At 66.8% G+C, this 20,533-nt stretch carries 15 protein-coding genes, 1 tRNA gene and 2 rRNA genes (1 of these 18 running past the window's edge); 6 read left to right on the forward strand and 12 right to left on the reverse strand.

What is annotated here, in order from left to right; all coding sequences use genetic code 11:
* Nucleotides 1-52: 52 nt before the first annotated feature.
* Nucleotides 53-1,171, forward strand: a complete 1,119-nt coding sequence (locus tag ACCD06_RS16075) for an asparaginase (RefSeq protein ID WP_413341782.1) — start codon at nucleotides 53-55, stop codon at nucleotides 1,169-1,171.
* A gap of 87 nt (nucleotides 1,172-1,258) precedes the next feature.
* Entirely contained in the window at nucleotides 1,259-2,497 is a 1,239-nt protein-coding gene (locus ACCD06_RS16080) for a class I SAM-dependent methyltransferase (protein WP_413341784.1), read from the forward strand.
* A 37-nt stretch (nucleotides 2,498-2,534) separates the two neighbouring features.
* Here ACCD06_RS16080 and ACCD06_RS16085 read toward each other — a convergent pair whose 3' ends face one another.
* Both ACCD06_RS16085 and clpB read right to left on the reverse strand, forming a co-directional pair.
* Nucleotides 2,535-3,917 carry an aspartate aminotransferase family protein gene (locus ACCD06_RS16085; RefSeq protein ID WP_413341786.1) on the reverse strand — a complete coding sequence of 461 codons (1,383 nt, stop codon included), beginning with the start codon at nucleotides 3,915-3,917 and terminating at the stop codon, nucleotides 2,535-2,537.
* Between the two features lie 165 nt (nucleotides 3,918-4,082).
* A complete protein-coding gene (clpB, locus tag ACCD06_RS16090; RefSeq protein ID WP_413341788.1) occupies nucleotides 4,083-6,686 on the reverse strand; it encodes an ATP-dependent chaperone ClpB in 2,604 nt (867 codons plus the stop codon).
* A gap of 297 nt (nucleotides 6,687-6,983) precedes the next feature.
* Here clpB and ACCD06_RS16095 point away from each other — a divergent pair, with 297 nt between their 5' ends.
* Complete coding sequence (locus ACCD06_RS16095) at nucleotides 6,984-7,556, forward strand: NUDIX domain-containing protein (protein ID WP_109076072.1); 573 nt, start codon at nucleotides 6,984-6,986, stop codon at nucleotides 7,554-7,556.
* 127 nt (nucleotides 7,557-7,683) lie between these two features.
* A complete protein-coding gene (locus tag ACCD06_RS16100) occupies nucleotides 7,684-8,448 on the forward strand; it encodes an MOSC domain-containing protein (RefSeq protein WP_109076071.1) in 765 nt (254 codons plus the stop codon).
* A gap of 26 nt (nucleotides 8,449-8,474) precedes the next feature.
* Here ACCD06_RS16100 and ACCD06_RS16105 read toward each other — a convergent pair whose 3' ends face one another.
* On the reverse strand, nucleotides 8,475-8,912 hold the full coding sequence (locus ACCD06_RS16105) for a DUF4167 domain-containing protein (RefSeq protein WP_109076070.1): 438 nt from the start codon (nucleotides 8,910-8,912) through the stop codon (nucleotides 8,475-8,477).
* Between the two features lie 283 nt (nucleotides 8,913-9,195).
* The gene (prmC, locus tag ACCD06_RS16110) at nucleotides 9,196-10,044 is read right to left on the reverse strand and encodes a peptide chain release factor N(5)-glutamine methyltransferase (protein ID WP_413341791.1); all 849 of its coding nucleotides are present in this window, start codon (nucleotides 10,042-10,044) and stop codon (nucleotides 9,196-9,198) included.
* A gap of 113 nt (nucleotides 10,045-10,157) precedes the next feature.
* Here prmC and ACCD06_RS16115 point away from each other — a divergent pair, with 113 nt between their 5' ends.
* The gene (locus ACCD06_RS16115; protein ID WP_413341793.1) at nucleotides 10,158-10,556 is read left to right on the forward strand and encodes an endonuclease domain-containing protein; all 399 of its coding nucleotides are present in this window, start codon (nucleotides 10,158-10,160) and stop codon (nucleotides 10,554-10,556) included.
* Between the two features lie 4 nt (nucleotides 10,557-10,560).
* Here the strand turns inward: ACCD06_RS16115 and prfA are convergent, their stop codons facing one another.
* From prfA to ACCD06_RS16135, 4 genes are all read right to left on the reverse strand, one after another.
* Nucleotides 10,561-11,634, reverse strand: a complete 1,074-nt coding sequence (gene prfA, locus ACCD06_RS16120) for a peptide chain release factor 1 (protein WP_136704770.1) — start codon at nucleotides 11,632-11,634, stop codon at nucleotides 10,561-10,563.
* Complete coding sequence (gene hemA / locus ACCD06_RS16125) at nucleotides 11,609-12,940, reverse strand: glutamyl-tRNA reductase (RefSeq protein WP_413341795.1); 1,332 nt, start codon at nucleotides 12,938-12,940, stop codon at nucleotides 11,609-11,611. The genes prfA and hemA overlap by 26 nt, the downstream gene beginning before the upstream one ends.
* A gap of 37 nt (nucleotides 12,941-12,977) precedes the next feature.
* A complete protein-coding gene (ispG, locus tag ACCD06_RS16130) occupies nucleotides 12,978-14,147 on the reverse strand; it encodes a flavodoxin-dependent (E)-4-hydroxy-3-methylbut-2-enyl-diphosphate synthase (RefSeq protein WP_413341797.1) in 1,170 nt (389 codons plus the stop codon).
* Between the two features lie 179 nt (nucleotides 14,148-14,326).
* A complete protein-coding gene (locus ACCD06_RS16135; protein ID WP_413341799.1) occupies nucleotides 14,327-15,538 on the reverse strand; it encodes a RodZ domain-containing protein in 1,212 nt (403 codons plus the stop codon).
* 286 nt (nucleotides 15,539-15,824) lie between these two features.
* Here ACCD06_RS16135 and ACCD06_RS16140 point away from each other — a divergent pair, with 286 nt between their 5' ends.
* Entirely contained in the window at nucleotides 15,825-16,313 is a 489-nt protein-coding gene (locus ACCD06_RS16140; RefSeq protein ID WP_413341801.1) for a hypothetical protein, read from the forward strand.
* Nucleotides 16,314-16,327: 14 nt separating this feature from the next.
* Here ACCD06_RS16140 and ACCD06_RS16145 read toward each other — a convergent pair whose 3' ends face one another.
* The 4 genes from ACCD06_RS16145 to ACCD06_RS16160 all read right to left on the reverse strand — a co-directional run.
* Nucleotides 16,328-17,239 (reverse strand): NAD(P)/FAD-dependent oxidoreductase, encoded by a 912-nt coding sequence (locus ACCD06_RS16145; protein ID WP_413341803.1) that lies wholly within the window; start codon nucleotides 17,237-17,239, stop codon nucleotides 16,328-16,330.
* Between the two features lie 144 nt (nucleotides 17,240-17,383).
* A tRNA-Met gene (locus tag ACCD06_RS16150) sits at nucleotides 17,384-17,460 on the reverse strand.
* Between the two features lie 78 nt (nucleotides 17,461-17,538).
* Nucleotides 17,539-17,654 (reverse strand): 5S ribosomal RNA (gene rrf, locus ACCD06_RS16155).
* Between the two features lie 148 nt (nucleotides 17,655-17,802).
* A 23S ribosomal RNA gene (locus ACCD06_RS16160) occupies nucleotides 17,803-20,533 on the reverse strand; it runs 17 nt beyond the window's last position.

Genomic DNA, 20,533 nt, shown 5'->3' on the forward strand with positions numbered 1-20,533 from the left:
ATAACCGGGCGGGAGCTTGCCGCCGCCGGCCGCCCGAGGCAAGCTTGCCGGCATGAGCCACGATCATACTCCCGACCATTCCTGCTGCGGTGGGGATCACCACCACGGCCATTCCCACCATCATGGCGAGAGCGCCGAAGGCCGCGCCGACCTTTCCGGCCCGGCGGAAAGCCCGATCACCGTCGAGGTGACGCGCGGCAGCCTGGTGGAGTCGGTCCACCGCGCCCGCGCCTGCATCGTCGATGCCGGCGGCCATGTGCTGGCGCGCTGGGGCGACATCGACGCGCCGGTCTACCCGCGCTCCGCCATCAAGTCGCTGCAGGCGATCCCGCTGGTGGAAAGCGGCGCGCTCGACGCCTTCGGGCTGGGGGACGAGGAACTGGCGCTCGCCTGCTCCTCCCACAATGGCGAGGCGCGGCACACGGAGCTGGTGCGGTCCTGGGCCGAACGGGTCGGGCTGACGCTCGACGATTACGAATGCGGCGCGCAGATCCCCTACGATCCCGCCACCGCCGAGGACCTCGTCCGCCGCGGCGAGGCGCCGACCGCCTTTCACAACAACTGCTCCGGCAAGCACAGCGGCTTCCTGACAACCGCCAAGCACAAGGGCGAGCGGCTGAAGGGCTATGTCCGCTACGACCACCCGGTGCAGCAGCGCATCCTGGGTGTGATGGAGCAGATGACCGGCCAGGACCTGTTCGGCGCGCCCTGGGGCGTCGACGGCTGTTCAATCCCCACCATCGGCATTCCGTTGGGCGCCATCGCCTATGCCATGGCCCGCATCGCCGACCCGGTCGACCTGCCGGACGCGCGGGCCGAGGCGGTCACCCGCATCGCCAAGGCCTGGGGCAAGCACCCCTTCCTGATCGGCGGCACCGGCACCTTCGACACCGCGCTGATGGAAGCGGCCGGCGGCGCCATGCTGGTCAAGGGCGGGGCCGAGGGTGTCGGCTGCGCCGTGATTCCGGAGCAGGGCATCGGCATCGCCCTGAAGATCGAGGATGGCGCCGCCCGCGCCCGCGAGGTGGCGCTGGCCGCGCTGATCCGCTCGACCCGGGCGCTGACCGACGCCCAATGGGCGCGTGTGCCGCAGCTGCTGACCACCCCGCTGCTGAACCGCGCCGGCACGCGGGTGGGTGAGGTGCGGCCGGCGACGGGTTGGCCGGGCTGAGGCGCAAGGATCGCCACCGAACGGGTGCCGCAACGACAGGCGCGGTGCTATGGTCGCCGCGCCCATTTCCCCCGTTGAGCGGTTCCCATGAGCATCGACGACCTGCGCGCCCAGTACGAAGCCTATCCCTATCCGGCGCGCAATCCGGCCGACGAGGCCGAACGGCTGGTCACCGGCTCGCCCAGCCATCTGGACGAGCTGGTCCAGCACGTCTTCGGCGGCCGGATCGATCATTCCAAGCCGTTGCGCGTGCTGGTGGCCGGCGGCGGTACGGGGGACGGCACCATCATGCTGGCGCAGCAGATGGCCGACGCCGGCAATCCCGGCCGCATCACCTACATCGACCTGTCAGACGCCAGCCGCGCCATCGCCGAGGCGCGGGCCAAGGTGCGCGGCCTGACCAACATCGACTTCCGCCGCGGGTCGCTGCTTGAACTGGATGGACTCGTTTCGGAAGCCGGGCCGTTCGACTACATCGACTGCTGCGGCGTGCTGCACCATCTGGACGACCCGTCGGCCGGCCTGCGCTCGCTGGCCGGGGCGCTGGCGCCCGGCGGCGGCATCGGCATCATGGTCTACGCCCCCTATGGCCGCACCGGCGTCTATCCGATGCAGGAGGCTCTGCGCGGCATGACCGAAGGGCTGTCGCCGGCCGAGAAGGTGGCGCTGGCCCGCCGGTTGATCCAGGCGCTGCCGCCGACCAACTGGCTGCTGAACAACCCGCACATCAGCGACCATCGGCTGGCCGACGCCAACCTCTACGACCTGCTGCTGCACAGTTGCGACCGTCCCTACAGCGTGCCTCAGCTGGCGGAACTGGCGGATAGCGCCGGCCTCGCCATCGCGACGCTGATCGACCCATTGCGCTATGAGCCGTCGCTGTGGATCAAGGACGCCCGCGTCCTGAAGCAACTGGCGGGGCTCAGCATGCTGGAGCGCGCCGCCTGGACCGAGCGGATCACCGGCGCCTTCACCAAGCATATCGCCTATCTGCTGCGCCCCAGCGATCTGGACGCCGCCCGCATCCAACCGGACAATCCCGACGTGGTTCCGGTCCTGCGCGACATCGACGGCAAGACCGTGGCGAAGGCGGTGCCGCCCGGCGGCAGCCTGGAGTTCGATCTGATGGGCAGCGTGGTGTCGCTCCCCCTGCCCCGGTTGGCCGGCCCGATCCTGTTGCGGATCGACGGCGAGACCAGCCTGGGCGCCCTGCACGCCGCCATCGAGCCGACGACGAAGGTGACGTGGGAGCAGTTCCTCACACAATTCCGCCAGCTGTTCGATGCGCTGGGCGGTCTGGGCAAGATGCATCTGCGGCGGGGTTAAGTTCCCTCTCCCGCCCCGGGAGAGGGTGTTCTTACTCTCACCCCCGCAGCACGGACACCGCAGCGTCGAGCGCCTTGGTCAGGCGGTCGAAGGTCTCGTGGATCTCCGCCTCCGAGATCACCAGCGGCGGACAGAGCGCGATGGAATCACCCATGGCGCGGACGATCAGGCCGTTGTCCTGGGCCAGACCGTTGACCAGGGCGCCGGCGCGGCCGGGCGGGTCGAACGGGGCCTTGGTCGCCTTGTCGGCCACCAGTTCCAGCGCGCCGATCAGGCCGATGCCGCGGGCCTCGCCGACCAGCGGATGCTCCGCCAGCGCCTTCAGCCGCGACTGGAAGGCCGGGGCGACCGATCGGACATGGCCGACGATGTCGCGTTCCTCGTAGATGTTCAGCGTTTCCAGCGCCACCGCCGCCGCCACCGGATGGGCGGAGTAGGTGTAGCCATGGCCGAAGGTGCCGATCTTCCGGCTTTCGTCGACGCAGGCGCGATAGATCGCGTCGGTCACCACGACGGCGGAGATCGGCAGATAGCCGGACGACAGCTGCTTGGCGCAGGTCAGGATGTCCGGCTGCATGCCCACGGTCTGGCTGCCCCAGAAATTGCCGGTGCGGCCGAATCCGCAGATCACCTCGTCGGCGACCAGCAGGATGTCGTATTTCTTCAACACCGGCTGGATCTTGGCGAAGTAGGTCGCGGGCGGCACCACGACGCCGCCGGCGCCCATCACCGGCTCGGCGAACATGGCGGCGACGGTGTCCGGCCCCTCGGCCAGGATCAGCGCCTCCAGCTGTTCGGCGAGACGGGTGGCGAAGGCCTCCTCGCTCTCGCCCTCAAGCGCGTTGCGGTAATGGTGCGGGCAGTCGCCGTGGATGATGCGGGCGATCGGCAGGTCGAAGTCGCGGTGGTTGTTGGGCAGCCCGGTCAGGCTGGCGGTCGCCACCGTCACGCCGTGATAGGCGCGCTGGCGCGAGAGGATCTTCTTCTTCTCCGGCCGGCCGAGCGCGTTGTTGTAGTACCAGATCAGCTTGATCGCAGTGTCGTTGGCTTCCGAGCCTGAATTGGCGAAGAAGACCTTCGACATCGGCACCGGCGCCAGCCCGATCAGCTTTTCCGCCAGATCGATGCCGGGTTCGTGCGACTTGTGACCGAAGATGTGATAGGTGGACAGCTGCCGCATCTGCTTGGTCGCCGCCTGGACCAGCCGCTCCTCACCCCAGCCGAGCGAGACGCACCACAGGCTGGCCATCCCCTCGATGTAATCCCGGCCGCCGTCGTCGAAGACGCGGATGCCTTCGCCGCGCTCGATGATCATCGGCCCCTGCGTCTCGTGGGCATCCAGGTTGGTGTAGGGATGGAGGACGAAGGCCTTGTCGCGGCTGGCGGCGGAATTGCCGGCGGTGCTGACGGGAGCGGTCATGGAACGGGGCTTCCTGTTCGGGCGTTCGGGTGCGTTGCCCCGCCGTCCGCGAAGGATCGGCGGAAACTGTTCGATATGTTAAACAGTTCCGCCGATCATACGCACAGTTCAGCCACCCGACAAAGCTGCATCGCACTCATCGGTGCAATGCGGCCGGCACAGACGTCAGCCCTTGCGAACCAGCCCGCTCACCGGCTGGCCGTCGATGGTCAGGGAGCCGCCTTCGGCCCCGACCGCCACCGTCTGGCCATCCTTGATGCGGCCTTCCAGGATCAGGGTCGCCATCGGGTTCTGCAGCTCGCGCTGGATCACCCGCTTCAGCGGACGGGCGCCGTACACCGGGTCGTAACCGGCCTCCGCCAGCCATTCGGTCGCGGCCTCGTCCACCGTCAGCGTGATCTCGCGGTCGGCGAGCATCTTCGTCAGGCGGCCCAGCTGGATCTTGACGATGCCGCCCATATGCCGGCGGTCGAGCCGGTGGAACAGCAGGATCTCGTCCAGGCGGTTCAGGAATTCCGGCCGGAAATGGGCACGGACGGCTTCCATCACCTCGTCGCGCACCGCAGCGCTGTCCTCGCCCTCCGGCTGTTCGGCCAGCGCCTGCGAGCCGAGGTTGGAGGTCATGATGATGACGACGTTGCGGAAATCGACGGTGCGACCCTGCCCGTCGGTCAGCCGGCCGTCGTCCAGCACCTGCAGCAGCACGTTGAAGACGTCGGGGTGGGCCTTTTCCACCTCGTCGAACAGCACGACCTGATAGGGCCGGCGGCGCACCGCCTCGGTCAGCGCCCCGCCTTCCTCATAACCGACATAGCCCGGAGGCGCGCCGATCATGCGGGCGACGGAGTGCTTCTCCATGTACTCCGACATGTCGAGCCGGACCATCGCCGTCTCGTCGTCGAACAGGAACTCGGCCAGCGCCTTGGTCAGCTCGGTCTTGCCGACGCCGGTCGGACCGAGGAACAGGAAGGAGCCGATCGGACGGTTCGGGTCCTGCAACCCGGCCCGTGCCCGGCGCACGGCGTTGGACACGGCGACGATGGCCTCGTCCTGGCCGATGACCCGGCCGCGCAGCTTCTCCTCCATCGCCAGCAGCTTCTCGCGCTCGCCGGCCAGCATCTTGTCGACCGGCACGCCGGTCCAGCGGCTGACCACCGCGGCGATGTCGCTGTCGCGCACCTCCTCGTTCAGCATGCGGCTGCTGGCATGCTCCTCGGCATCCTTCAAGGCCTTCTCCAGGCCCGGAATGACGCCATAGGCCAGCTCGCCCGCGCGGCCCCAGTTGCCGTCACGCTGCGACGTCTCCAGTTCGGTGCGGGCCTTCTCCAGATCCTCCTTGATCTTCTGCGCGCCCTGCAGCTGGTCCTTCTCGGCCTGCCACTTGGCGGTCAGCTCGGCCGATTCCTGCTCCAGATCGGACAGTTCGCGCTCCAGGTTGGTCAGGCGGTCGCGCGACGCGGCATCCTGCTCGCGCTTCAGCGCCTCGCGCTCGATCTTCAGCTGGATGATGCGGCGGTCCAGCTCGTCGATGGCCTCCGGCTTGCTGTCCACCGCCATGCGCAGGCGGCTCGCCGCCTCGTCGATCAGGTCGATGGCCTTGTCGGGCAGGAAGCGGTCGGTGATGTAGCGGTTGGACAGGGTCGCCGCCGAGACGATGGCGCTGTCGGTGATGCGCACGCCATGGTGGACCTCATAGCGCTCCTTCAGGCCGCGCAGGATGGAGATGGTGTCCTCCACCGTCGGTTCCGACACGAAGACCGGCTGGAAGCGGCGGGCCAGCGCCGCGTCCTTCTCGATATACTTGCGGAATTCGTCCAGCGTGGTGGCGCCGACGCAATGCAGCTCGCCGCGCGCCAGCGCGGGCTTCAGCATGTTGGAGGCGTCCATCGCGCCGTCGGACTTGCCGGCGCCGACCAGCGTGTGCAGCTCGTCGATGAAGACGACGATCTCGCCGGCCGCGGCCTGGATTTCCGACAGCACCGCCTTCAGCCGCTCCTCGAACTCGCCGCGATACTTGGCGCCGGCGACCAGCGCGCCGAGGTCGAGCGACAGCAGCTGCTTGTTCTTCAGGCCTTCCGGCACGTCGCCCTTGACGATGCGCTGGGCCAGCCCCTCGACGATGGCGGTCTTGCCGACGCCGGGCTCGCCGATCAGGACAGGGTTGTTCTTGGTGCGGCGGGCCAGCACCTGGATGGTGCGGCGGATTTCCTCGTCGCGGCCGATCACGGGGTCGAGCTTGCCGTCGCGCGCCGCGGCGGTCAGGTCGCGGGCGTACTTCTTCAGCGCGTCATAGCCCTGCTCGGCGCTGGCGCTGTCGGCGGTGCGGCCCTTGCGGATGTCGTTGATGGCGGTGTTCAGCGCCTGCGGCGTCACGCCGGCCGACTTCAGCGCCTTAGCGGACGGGGTGCCGTCGGCCATGGCGAGTGCCAGCAGGATGCGTTCGGCGGTGACGAAGCTGTCGCCGGCCTTCTCGGCGACCTTCTCCGCCTGTTCGAACACGCGGGAGAGTTCGGGCGTCAGATAGAGCTGACCGGCGCCGCTGCCCTCGACCTTCGGCAGCTTGTCCAGTTCGGCGTCGACCGCCAACAGCGCCGCCTTGGGGTCGCCGCCCGCCGCACGGATCAGGTTGGCGGCAAGGCCTTCCTTGTCGTCCAGCAGCGTCTTCAGCAGATGTTCCGGGGTCAGGCGCTGATGCCCACGGCGCACGGCCAGGGTCTGCGCAGACTGAATGAACCCGCGGCTACGCTCGGTGTATTGCTCGAAATCCATGATGCTCCCCTTCTCCTGTCGACCGTCCGCGAGGCAGCCCGGTCAATCCGATCCACGTACCTGTGCGATCCGCAAGGATGCTGCCGAAGATGTAGGCAGGGCAGAAAGCCATGCAAGACCATCGGCGAAGAAAGGGTATCGTTGGAGAAACGCTGCCACGGCCCTCTCCGCCGGACCGCCTAGGACCGGGGAAAAGGGGTAGCACCCGCCCCGCCGATTGCCCCCCTACACGGCAGGCGCCCGGCCCGGCTAGACTTCCGTCCGCCCGCCGTCCACGGGTCCTTCCGGATTTCCATCATGACCGATTTGGCCGCCTCCAGCACCAGCACGCGCACCACCGCCCCCACCACCAAACCTTCGCCGGTTCCCGCCCACCACGCCATGCCACGGACCATGACGGCCCGACTGCTTCGTCTCGCCTGGACCCTGCGCGGGGTCTGGCACCAGATCGCCCGGCCGCTGACCATGGGGGTGCGGGCGATCATCATCGACGAGTCGGACCCGGAGGGCAGGCGCGTTCTGCTGATCCGGCACAGCTATGTCGATGGCTGGCATCTGCCGGGCGGCGGCGTCGGACGCGGGGAGACGCTGGCCGACGCCATGCAGCGCGAGGTGCGGGAAGAGGTCGGGCTGATCGCCGACCGTCCCGCTCAGCCTTTCGGCATCTACGCCCGGTTCCGCAACGGCGCGAGCGACCATGTGGCGGTTTATGTCGTGCAGGGCTGGAGCGGCAGCCCGAAGGCGGACGGGGTGGAGATCGTGGAGGCCCGATTCTTCCCACTCGATCAGCTGCCGGCAGGGCTGTCGCCGGCCACCGGACGGCGGCTGGAGGAATTTCTGGGGCACCGCCCGGTCGCCGAACGCTGGTAACGGCACCAGATTAGGGGTGGAGCGGGCGGTTCGAGCGATTCCGACGGCCTTTACCCCAGCCGAAGCGTGAGGTACAGGCACAGCATCGGTTGACAGGGATGCTCCAGCCCTTTCATTGTGCAGTGCAATGAACGCCACACTGACCGCCATCCGCCGCTATCCCGTCAAGGGCATGAGCGGCCAGGACCTTCCCGCCACCGACCTGACCGCCGGCCAGGCGATTCCGCTCGACCGCCGGTACGGCCTGCTGCACGGCCCGGCAGCCCTGGATACCGAGACGGAGGGCTGGCGCCTGCCGTCGGACTTCTTCACGCTGGACCGCACTGAAAAGCTGGCGGCGCTGCAGACCGAGTTCGACGAGGCGACGCGGGCGCTGATCATCCGCCGCGGCGGACGACAGGTGTCGCGCGGCCGGTTGGACCAGCCGATGGGCCGCACGCTGCTGGAACAGTTCTTCGCCGCCTATCTGGCCGGAATCGTCCCCGGCATGCCCCGACTGATCGAGGCGCGGCACGGCGCCTTCGGCAACAGCGAAGAGCCGTCGGTCACGCTGCTGAACCTCGCCAGCCTGCACGATCTGGAAGAGCGGATCGCCAAGCAGCCGGTCGATCCCCGGCGCCTGCGGGCCAACCTGCTGGTGGACGGCATCGATCCCTGGGCGGAACGCGGCTGGATCGGCCGGACCCTGACCGTGGGTGCCGCGACGCTGGAGGTGGTGGAGGCGCTGGACTGCACGCCCGGCAACGACGTGAACCCGGACACCGGCGTCGCCGACCTGAGCCTGCCGAACATCATGGAGCGCGGCTATGGCCACAGCCAAATCCTGCTGCGCGCCCGGGTGACAGGCGGCGGCCGGATCGCGGTGGGCGACCCGGTCACGCCGGCCGAATAAGCGTCACGTCTGGTAAGCGTCACGTCTCAGGCGTTGACGGCCGCCCGTTCCTCGCCGTCGGTCTCGTCCTCGGCGCCCTGGTCGTCGTCATCGCCGGCATGCGAGGCGCTCTGCGACTGATGACCATGCCCGTTGCCGGGCTGGCCGCCGCGCTGGCGGTTTTCCGATTCCTGGATCTGGTTGATGATGCGGAGATAGTGCTCCGCATGCTGCAGGTAGTTTTCCGCCTGCACGCGGTCGCCGGACGACATCGCGTCGCGGGCCAGCGCCTGATATTTTTCCTGCACCTGCCACGCATTGCCGCGGATGCGGACGTCGGGGCCGTTGCTGTCGAAGGTCTGATGACGCAGCGGAACGTTCTGGCGCCGGCCGGCACCGCCGCCCCCGCCACCACCACCGCCGCTGCCCCCGCCGCCGCTGTTGCCACGACCACGCGAACGCCTGGAGTTCGGTCCCTGTCTCATTCGGCTCTTAAGGCCCCATGCAAGAGAAGTGCAGTCCCCGGAACGCTCCGGCGGCCATCCGGCCTTCCGGCCCGGCCACCGAGCCCGCCATGGACGATTTCCATGGGTCGCTCACGGGGTTCAAACGACGCGTCCGCATCGCGTGCGGCAGGCCATGGCGGTCAGCGCTCGGCAGAAAACCATCCGAGATTCTTGCTCCGCAGGCCATAGGTTCGCGGTCGTGTACCGCACACTACCCGCCAAAGCCTGCCGATCCAACCGTTTTTTTGGATAAGCGGCCGCCTCACAGCCCCTTTCGTGCCCTGACGCAACGCTTTACCCCACCAAGGTCACACAGGATCGCGGTCTCGCCCAAGCCCTGCGCCTCGACCAGCGCCGCCACGTCCTCCGCCTGACCCTGCCCGACTTCGAAGGCGGCCAGCCCTCCGGGGACCAGCAGGCGCGGCAGTTCGGCGGCGAGGATGCGGTAAGGCTCCAGCCCGTCCGGCCCGCCATCCAGCGCACGAAGCGGGTCGTGCTCCCGCACCTCCGGCTCCAGCGTGGCGATGTCGGCGCTGGGGATGTAGGGCGGGTTGGACACCACGATATCGAAACGATCCCCGATCTCCTTGGCCCAATCGCCGGTCTGGAAACGGGCCCGGTCCGCCAGCCCGTTGCGCTCCGCATTCCCGGCCGCCGCCTCCACCGCCAACGGGCTGAGATCGACGCCGAGACCGGTGGCGTTCGGCAGTTCCGACAGCAGCGCCAGCAGAATGCAACCCGTTCCGGTTCCGAAATCGATCAGGCGCAACGGGGCCTTCCGGTCGGGGATGGCGGCCAGCACCGCCTCCACCACCGTCTCGGTGTCCGGCCGCGGCTCCAGCGTGTCCGGATTGAGGGCGAGGTCGATGGTCCAGAATTCCCGGTGCCCCAGGATACGGCCCACCGGTTCCCGCGCCGCGCGACGCTCGACCAGCGCCAAGGCGCGGGCGGCATCGGCGTCGGGGATGATTTGTTCCGCCTTCGTAACGAAGTCGGTGCGGGTGAGGGTCAGCGCATGTTCCAGCAGGTAGCGGGCGTCGAGCTCCGGCGTATCAACCCCGGCCTCGCGCAGCCGCGCCTCTGCCTGCGCGCGCAGGGTGCGGAGGTTCATGGATGCGACCATTCTACACCTTTCTCAACCGCACATACGCATTCAAACTTGCGCCAAGTTCCCTCTCCCGCGAAGCGGGGGAGGGTTAGGGAGGGGGCAATCGCCGACACCACATGCCGCGCGCCAAGAAGACCGCACTCACCCAGGCACGCGGCATGCGCCGCATTCCCACCGACGCCGAGCGCAAGCTCTGGAGTCTGCTGCGCCGCCGCCAGATCGGCGGATGGTACTTCCGGCGCCAGCACCCTATTCCACCTTACATCGCCGACTTCGCCTGCATTGAAGCGAAGCTCGTGGTCGAAGTCGATGGCGGACAGCATAACGGGTCGTCCTATGATGCCGCGCGCGACCGGCGAATGAAGAATACTGGCTGGCGGGTGATGCGCTTCTGGAACACCGATGTGCTCAGCAATCCCGAGGGAGTGGCGCGCATGATCTGGGAGGTGCTCAGCCCCCTCCCCGACCCTCCCCCGCCTGCGGCGGGAAAGGGAGATTGGGGCGCCCCTGCTTAAAGCTTCACCCCAACTCCGCCAGCCGGGCGGCTTCGTCCTCGGCGATCAGCGCGTCGACCAGTTCGTCCAGCGCTTCGCCGGCCATCACCTTGTCGATCTTGTAGAGCGTCAGGTTGATGCGGTGGTCGGTCACCCGCCCCTGGGGAAAATTGTAGGTGCGGATGCGTTCGGATCGGTCGCCGCTGCCGACCTGGTTCTTGCGGTCGGCGGCGCGGACGGCATCCTTGGCGGCGCGTTCCATGTCGTACAGCCGGGCGCGCAGCACCTTCAGCGCCTTGGCCTTGTTCTTGTGCTGCGACTTCTCGTCCTGCTGGCTCACCACCAGCCCGGTCGGCAGGTGGGTGATGCGCACGGCGCTGTCGGTGGTGTTGACCGACTGGCCGCCGGGGCCGGAGGAGCGGAACACGTCGATCCGCAGATCCTTCTCGTCGATGTGGATGTCCACCTCCTCCGCCTCCGGCAGCACGGCGACGGTGGCGGCGGAGGTGTGGATGCGGCCTTGCGCCTCGGTCGCCGGAACGCGCTGGACGCGGTGGACGCCGGACTCGAATTTCAGCCGGGCGAACACGCCGCGGCCGGTGATGTTGGCGGTGGCCTCCTTGTAGCCGCCGATGCCGGTCTCGCTGACGTCCATCGCCTCGAAGCGCCAGCCACGCAGGCCGGCATAGCGGCGGTACATCTCGAACAGCTCGGCGGCGAACAGGGCGGCCTCGTCGCCGCCGGTGCCGGCACGCACCTCCAGGATGGCATTCTTCTCGTCCGCCTCGTCCTTGGGCAGAAGCGAGATTTGCACCTTGCGCTCCAGCTCCGGGATGCGCTTGGTCAGGGCGTGGAATTCCTCCTCCGCCATCGCCTTCATCTCGGGATCGGCGCCCGCGTCGGCGATCATCTCCGCCAGATCGGCGGCCTCGGCACGGCCCTTCTTCAGCTCCGCGATGGCCTCGGCGATCGGGGTGAGGTCGGCATATTCCTTGGACAGCCGGGCGAAGTCACCGGACTCGGTCAGGCCGGCCGCAAGCGTGTCGCGCAGCTCGTCATACCGGGCCATCACCTTATCGAACTTCTCGTCCAGGCTCACGTCGCTCGTCCTTATCCCGTTCAGTCTCTTCCAGTGCCGCGCCGGTCAGCCTGTCCAGCCCAAAAAGGCGGAACATCAGCCGTTCGGCCGCGGCCCGTTCGGCCAGCCCCTCGCCGCTGCCGTCGGCGGCCAGTGCCCGCAACGCCTCCGACGGGGCGTGCAGCAGCCGGTTGACCAACAGCCGCGTCGCCGACGCCGCGTCCAGATCGGCATGCCCGGCCAGCAGGCGCCGACGCTCCGCCTCGAAATGGGTGCGTAGCGCCGCCACGGCAGGCACCGCGGCGCGTTCCGCACGGTCGCGAGCGAAGGCGGCCACCGCCTCGTCCACGATCATCCAGGCCGCCTGGGTCGCCGCCTCGCGCCCGACGCGGCCCTGCAACGCCACCCGCTCCAGATCGCCTAGATCATAGACGAAGGCGCCGTCCATGCCGGCGACCGCCGGGTCGACGTCCGACGGAATGGCGGCATCGACCACGAAGACCGGCCGGCGCCGGCGGCGCTTCAGCACCGCCTCCATCATCGGAGCCGTGAGGATATAGCGCCCAAGACCGGCCGCGGTCACCAGGATATCGGCGCCGGTCATCGCCGTCTCCAGATCGGCCCAGGGGGCGAAATGCCCGTCGAGCCGTCGAGCCGCGGCTTCCGCCCGCCGGTCCACCGGTGCTGCGACGGTCAGCCGCGGCAGCCCGGCCTCGCGCAGTCCCTCCAGCACCAGGGCGCCCATATCGCCCAACCCCACCAGCAGGGCACCGCAGCGCCTGATGTCGCCGTGCAGGTCGCGCGCCACCTGGATGGCGGCGGCGGCCAGCGAGGTGGCGCCCTCCGCGATGGGCGTCTCGCTGCGCACCCGCTTGGCGGCGGCATAGGCGGCCTGCAGCACCGCCTCCAGCTCCGGCCCGGTCAGTCCGGCGCCGGCGGCGCTGCGGTGGGCGGCCTTCAGCTGGCCTAGGATATGCGGCTCACCGACGATCTGGCTGTCGAGCGAGCAGGCCACCGCGAACAGGTGGCGCACGGCATCGATGCCGGTTCGGGTGTAGAGCTGCGGCGCCAGATCGGTGGTGGACAGCCCGGCCCGGTCGGCCATCGCCTCGGCGATCGCCAGCGCTGCCTCGTTTGGGCGCTCGTGGACGGCCTGCACCTCCACCCGGTCGCAGGTGCTGAGCCACACCGCCTGCCCCACCCCCGTGGCGCGCAGCCGGTCCAGCATGCCCGCCACTTCCGCCTCGTCGGTAGACAGGCGGTCGCGGACGACGCCGGAACAGGTCCGGTGGCTGGCGCCGATGACGAGGTAGGAGGTGGTGGTCACGCCTGGGGTCGCTGTCCCTGCCCGAATTCCGGGCAGCTTACCCTGCGGCGGGGGCCACGTCTCGCTTGGTTTCTCGGGTGGTTTCGGCTTCGGCAGCCTCTGCCGCGGCCTTCACCGCCTCGATCTCCGCCGCCTTCTTCTCGACCAGCCCGACCAGATGCTGGACGATGTCCTGGTCCTTCAGCCGATGGTCGGTGACGCCGGACAGATAGACCTGATGGGTGTTGTTGCCGCCGCCGGTCAGACCGATGTCGGTCTCCCGCGCCTCGCCCGGTCCGTTCACGACGCAACCGATCACCGACAGGGTCAGCGGCGTGGTGATGTGGGCCAGCTTCTGCTCCAGCAGCTCCACCGTCTTGATGACGTTGAAGTTCTGCCGCGCGCAGCTGGGGCAGGAGATCACGGTGACGCCGCGCCGGCGCAGGCCCAGCGATTTCAGGATGTCGTAGCCGACCAGCACCTCTTCCGCCGGTTCGGCCGACAACGAGACGCGCAGCGTGTCGCCGATCCCCGACCACAGCAGCATGCCCAGCCCGATCGACGACTTCACCGTCCCGGCGCGCAGGCCGCCCGCCTCGGTGATGCCGATGTGCAACGGGTAATCGCAGGCCTCCGCCAAGCCCTGATAGGCGGCGACGGCCAGGAAGGCATCCGATGCCTTCACCGAGATCTTGAACTCGCGGAAATCGTTGTCCTCCAGGATCTTCGCATGGTTCAGCGCGCTTTCGACCATCGCCTCCGGGCAGGGCTCGCCGTATTTCTCCAGCAAATCCTGCTCCAGCGAGCCGGCATTGACGCCGATGCGCATCGAACAGCCATGGTCTTTGGCGGCCTTCACCACCTCGCGCACCCGCTCGGCCGAGCCGATGTTGCCGGGGTTGATGCGCAGGCAGGCAGCGCCGCTCTCCGCCGCCTCGATGGCGCGCTTGTAGTGGAAATGGATGTCGGCGACGATCGGCACCTTCACCTGCCGGACGATGTCCTTCAGCGCCAGTGCCGACTCACGGTCGGGGCAGGAGACGCGGACGATGTCCGCCCCCACCCGCTCGGCAGCCTGGATCTGCTCCACCGTCGCCTTGACGTCGGTGGTCGGCGTGTTGGTCATGGTCTGGACCGAGATCGGCGCATCGCCGCCGACCAACACGTTGCCGACGCGAATCTGGCGCGATTTGCGGCGAAGGATCTGGCGGTAGGCGCGGACGGTCATCTCAGGTCAGCCTCTGGACAGCGAAAAGCAATACCGGATGCCGCATCCTAGCGCAGCCGGCGTCAGGCCAGAAGTGCGCTCCGGCGCCCGGGATTCAAGGCCCCGGATTTAAGGGAGGACGGTGGTGGGGCGCCGCCGATGCATGGCTGCCGCCCCAAACCGGCGCCCCGAACGGCGCGTCAGCGCCGCACCACCCCATGGGCGTCGATGGCGACGTCGCGCAGAACCTGCCCGACCGACCCCAGCGGCGGGCTTTCGCCGCCGTCGGCCATCACCACCAACCCGCCGGCATTGCCGGTGCGGATCTTCACGTTGGGCTTGTCGGGGACACGGAAGGTGTCGCCCGGCTTCAGCACGCGGGTGAAAACGATGTCGCCGCCGTCGCGCACCTGCAGCCAGCTGTCCTGCGTCGCCTTCAGGATCAGCTTCGCGTTGGTGTTCAACGTGCCGTAGACCTTGCCGTTGGCCGGCACCGTCGCCGTCGGGGCGGCGGGTGCGGCCGGCGGCGCCGTCGCGGCATTCAGCGGAGTCGGGTCCTGCGGCGAGGCTTCGTCGTCGTCCTCCGCCGGCGGGGCCGGTACATTGACGATGCCTTGCCCCGGGGGTGTCGCAGCGGGGGCGGAGCCTGCCGGAGTTTTCGCGGCAGTCTGCCCCGGCGGCGGCAATGCCGCGGACGGAGCCGACGCGACGGCCTGCGGACTGCCGGCGGCAGGGGTCGTGGTGGACGGGGACGTGGTGGAGGGGGACGGCGCGGCAGGCGCGGTGGCGGCGGACGGCGGAACCGCAGCGGGAGCGGCCGGAGTCGACGAAGGTGGAGCGGGCGCGATGACCGGCGCGGGCGCCTCGGGAGCGGCTGTGGGCTGCCCCGGCGCGGTGGCGGACTGGTCCGGGGCCTGCTCCGCCGGCTTGGCCGGCACGCCGTCCAGCAGCGAGACCAGACGGTCCGGCAGGACCGGCACAAGATCGGCGACCGACCGGTCGGTCGCCGACAGATAGTACCAGCCGCCATAGACGATGCCGGCCAGCACCAGCGTGCCGAGCAGCAGAGTCCCGCCGGAGGCGCGCCCTTCGGCCGCCGGTGTCGGCAGATACAGCTCCTGCCGGCGGACGGTACCGGCCGCCTCCTCCTTGTAGCGGGTGACGACCATGTCCGGGTCCAGCCCCAGGCATTCCGCGTAGGAGCGCAGGAAGCCGATGGCATAGGTGCTGCCCGGCAGTTCCTGGTACCGACCTTCCTCGATCGCCAGCAGGTAAGGATAGCGGATGCGCAGCATCGTCGCGACGTCGCGCAGGTCGTAACCATGCGCCATGCGCGTCGCGCGCAGAGTCTCGGAGACGGAGGGACCGGACGGTGCCGGATCGAAATCGTCGAAAACCTTGCGCTTGGCCATGGGCTCGCCATCTGCTCGCAACTTGCCCGCACACCCAAAAAGCATGCAAAGCGGGGGCATCCGTGTGGATGCAACTGGCGAAATGGGTACGACATGCCGACCCCATGGCGCAACCGCAATGACCGCGGGGCATGGGGTGCGGGTCGTGACAAACGGCACAGTCTCGTCGGCATGGGTCGCAACCCGGCCGGAATGATGTCAGCCTTGGCTGATGTTGGTGGTGGATCGGGTGCGCGCGCCCGGACGCCGCCTCCATCATGCCTGCAACTCCACCGGGAGGCGCAAGATGAAAAGAGCAATCGCGGCGGCATTCCTGCTCGCAGGTCTTCTGCCGGCATCGTTTGGCAACGCGACCGATCTTCACCGGTTCTGGGAGCAGACCTGCGGGGACTGTCATCGCCATGCCGGCCCCTTCGCCCGTCGATCCCTGACCGTGACCGATGGAAAGCTCCAGGGTGTCCATCACAAGGACGATCTGCTGGTCTTCCTGCACAACCACCATCTGCCGGACAACCTCGTTCAGCCGATGTACGAGATGCTGCTCGCCCAAGCCAGCACGGCGCCACGCTTCCAGGAGCGGTGCGGGCGTTGCCACGAGTCCGCGGCCGATCTGGCCCGGGAGTCGCTGGTGGTCCGCGACGGCGTGCTGCAAGGGCGGGAGAGCGGCCGGCCTGTTTCCCAGCTCCTTCCCCGCCATGCCAGGCTGGGCCTGACGCCGGAGGAGGTGACCTTCTTCACCGATCTGCTGACCCGCGTCGAACGGGAGGTTCATTGACCGCCGAGTCAGGTTCAGTCCCGATGGCGCAGGTCGTTGTGGATGGCAGTGGCGGCCATTGCGGCCTCCCCCATGGCGACGGCGATCTGGTTGAGCGTTGAAACGACGTCCCCGGCGGCATAGAGGCCGAGGACGGAACTGCGCTGGTGCCGGTCGACGACCAGGCGGCCATCCTCATCCATGGCGGCGCCGAGCTGCTCCGCCAAGCCCGAGCGGGCGGTGATGCCGAGGGCGGAATAGAGCGTGTCGAAGTCGAGGGTGCGGCCACTCTCCAGGGTCAGGCGGGTGCTCAGGTCTTCGCCGGCGACGACCGTGGCGACCGGAACTTCGATCACCACGATGCCGGCGGCATCCAGTTCACCGCGCTCCTCAATCGACAGGGCCATCGGCTCTCCCAGCGTCAGCAGGGTGACATAGGGGCTGTAGGTGCGGATGAAACGGGCTTCGCCGACCGCTTGGGCACCGTGCCCGAGGACGGCGATGCGCCGGTCGATCACCTCATACCCGTCGCAGATCGGACAGACGCGAATCAGGCCTCGCTGCATCGCGTCGTAAAGGTGGGGCACCCGTGGCTGGCCGTCGATCACGCCGGTGGCGAGCAGCACGGAAGCGGCGTCGATCTCGCGGCCATCGCCCAAACCGGCACGAAAGCCGCAACCGCCGGGCAACCGCTCCAGCCTCGCCACCGACTCCGTCTCGATGCAGGCACCGTAGCTTCCGGCCTGGGCTCGGATGCGGGCCAACAGGTCGGTGCCGCGGATGCCGCCGGTGAACCCGGCAAGATTGTGGGAGGTCGGGATCCAGGCGCAGCGGCTCTTCGCCTCGTCCACCACCAGAGCCTTGCGGCGATAGCGCGCGAGATAGATGGCAGCAGTCAACCCGGCGGGGCCACCGCCGACGATCAGGCAATCGAGCATGGTCGGCATCACTGTCCTTGTCTTGGACGGGGCCGGCAATGGCACCCTTGGATTCCTAGACAAGCGGAGCGGCCGGACATCACACCCTCCCGGCCGGAAAATACGGACAGCAAAAAGCCCGCGCTCCTTGCGGAGGCGGGCTTTTTGTTGATTTGGTTGCGGGGGCAGGATTTGAACCTGCGGCCTTCAGGTTATGAGCCTGACGAGCTACCGGGCTGCTCCACCCCGCGGATGTTCTTGATATGGGGTGACGGACGGTGAAGATGCAAGCTTGTGCTTTGTGATCGAGCGTCTCTTGAGCCTGAGTGACCTGGCGGCGACCTACTCTCCCACGTCTTAAGACGCAGTACCATTGGCGCGGAGGCTTTTCACGGCCGAGTTCGGGATGGGATCGGGTGTTTGACACCTCGCCATGACCACCAGGTCACCAAGGCTCAAGACCGACGCTGTCTCCGAAGCGCTAAGCTTGTTCAGTGCAAGTGAGGTGAGGATGTATCGAACGGCGGCGCGCTGGTCAAGCACTGCTCTCAAGCAGGCTTGCTGCTGCGCATGGCGCGGTGAATTGTGGTGTCGAGATCAAGCCGATCGAGCGATTAGTAAGGCTTAGCTTCGAGCATTGCTGCCCGTCCACATGCCTCCTATCGACGTGATGGTCTGTCACGGCTCTCAAGGGAGCTCTGGTTTAGAGGTGGGTTTCCCGCTTAGATGCTTTCAGCGGTTATCCCGTCCATACTTAGCTACCCGGCCATGCCACTGGCGTGACAACCGGTGCACCAGAGGTATGTCCATCCCGGTCCTCTCGTACTAGGGACAGATCCTCGCAAAACTCCGACACCCACGGCAGATAGGGACCGAACTGTCTCACGACGTTCTAAACCCAGCTCACGTACCACTTTAATCGGCGAACAGCCGAACCCTTGGGACCTGCTCCAGCCCCAGGATGTGATGAGCCGACATCGAGGTGCCAAACGACTCCGTCGATATGGACTCTTGGGAGTCATCAGCCTGTTATCCCCGGCGTACCTTTTATCCGTTGAGCGATGGCCCGTCCACGTGGAGCCACCGGATCACTATGGCCGACTTTCGTCTCTGCTCGACTTGTCAGTCTTGCAGTCAGGCGGGCTTATGCCATTGCACTCGACGAGCGATTTCCGACCGCTCTGAGCCCACCATCGCGCGCCTCCGTTACACTTTGGGAGGCGACCGCCCCAGTCAAACTACCCGCCATGCAGGGTCCCGGACCCGGGTAACGGGCCACGGTTAGATGCCAGAGACTTCAAGGGTGGTATTTCAAGGATGGCTCCACACGAGCTGGCGCCCATGCTTCCAAGCCTCCCACCTATCCTACACATGAAGTCCCTAGCACCACTGCAAAGCTGTAGTAAAGGTGCACGGGGTCTTTCCGTCTGACCGCGGGAACTCCGCATCTTCACGGAGAGTTCAATTTCGCTGAGTTGGTGTTGGAGACAGCGGGGAAGTCGTTACGCCATTCGTGCAGGTCGGAACTTACCCGACAAGGAATTTCGCTACCTTAGGACCGTTATAGTTACGGCCGCCGTTTACCGGGGCTTCAATTCAAGGCTTGCACCTCTCCTCTTAACCTTCCGGCACCGGGCAGGCGTCAGACCCTATACGTCGCCTTGTGTGGCTTCGCAGAGCCCTGTGTTTTTAGTAAACAGTCGCTACCCCCTGGTCTGTGCCCCCCGCCATGGCTTGCGCCACAACGGGGCCCTCTTCTTCCGAAGTTACGAGGGCAATTTGCCGAGTTCCTTCAACACCATTCTCTCAAGCGCCTGGGTATACTCTACCAGTCCACCTGTGTCGGTTTGGGGTACGGTCTATACGGCGGGGCTGTTTCCTGGAACCGGTCCACAGCATGTCCAATCCGATAAGGACATACACGCTTTCCAATCCGTCACCTCCGCCAGGCCCACGACTATTAACGTGGTTCCCATCGACTACGCCTTTCGGCCTCGCCTTAGGGGCCGGCTCACCCTGCGTGGATTAACCTTGCGCAGGAACCCTTGGACTTTCGGCGACAGTGTTTCTCACACTGTTTGTCGCTACTCATGTCAGCATTCTCACTTCCGATACCTCCAGGCGGCCTCACGGACACCCTTCGCAGGCTTACGGAACGCTCCGCTACCACGTGATCTGAAAGATCACATCCGCAGCTTCGGTACACGGCTTGAGCCCCGATACATTTTCGGCGCAGGCCGGCTTAACTAGACCAGTGAGCTATTACGCTTTCTTTAAAGGATGGCTGCTTCTAAGCCAACCTCCTGGTTGTCATGGCCTTCCCACATCCTTTCCCACTTAGCCGTGATTTGGGGACCTTAGCTGGCGGTCTGGGCTGTTTCCCTCTCGACGATGGACCTTAGCACCCACCGTCTGTCTGCCGGACTGCACTCTGCGGTATTCGGAGTTTGGTTAGGTTTGGTAAGGCTCGCGCCCCCCTAGCCCATCCAGTGCTCTACCCCCGCAGGTGATATCCGACGCGCTACCTAAATAGCTTTCGCGGAGAACCAGCTATTTCCTGATTTGATTGGCCTTTCACCCCTAGCCACAGGTCATCTCCGACTTTTTCAACAGGCGTGAGTTCGGTCCTCCAGTGCGTGTTACCGCACCTTCAACCTGCCCATGGCTAGATCATCAGGTTTCGGGTCTAAAGCATGCAACTCGGTCGCCCTATTCAGACTCGCTTTCGCTGCGCCTCCACCTACCGGCTTAAGCTCGCTGCATACTCTAAGTCGCTGACCCATTATACAAAAGGTACGCCGTCACCCCATGAAGAGGCTCCGACTGCTTGTAGGCATCCGGTTTCAGGAACTGTTTCACTCCCCTTGTCGGGGTGCTTTTCACCTTTCCCTCACGGTACTGGTGCACTATCGGTCACTGAGGAGTACTTAGGCTTGGAGGGTGGTCCCCCCATGTTCAGACAGGGTTTCACGTGCCCCGCCCTACTCGAGCATTCGATCCGGTTTATCCATACGGGACTATCACCCACTGTGGTCCGACTTTCCAGACGGTTCCGGTTATGTAGATCGAATGACTGGCCTGGTCCGCGTTCGCTCGCCACTACTAGCGGAGTCTCGGTTGATGTCCTTTCCTCCGGCTACTTAGATGTTTCAGTTCGCCGGGTTCGCTTCCCACACCTATGGATTCAGTGTGGGATACCGCGTTAAGCGGTGGGTTTCCCCATTCGGAAATTCACGGATCAAAGCCTGCTCGCGGCTCCCCGTGACTTATCGCAACGTGCTACGTCCTTCATCGCCTCTCAGTGCCAAGGCATCCACCAGATGC

Origin of the sequence: Azospirillum sp. CT11-132 (genome assembly GCF_047302835.1) — a bacterium.
GTDB lineage: Bacteria > Pseudomonadota > Alphaproteobacteria > Azospirillales > Azospirillaceae > Azospirillum.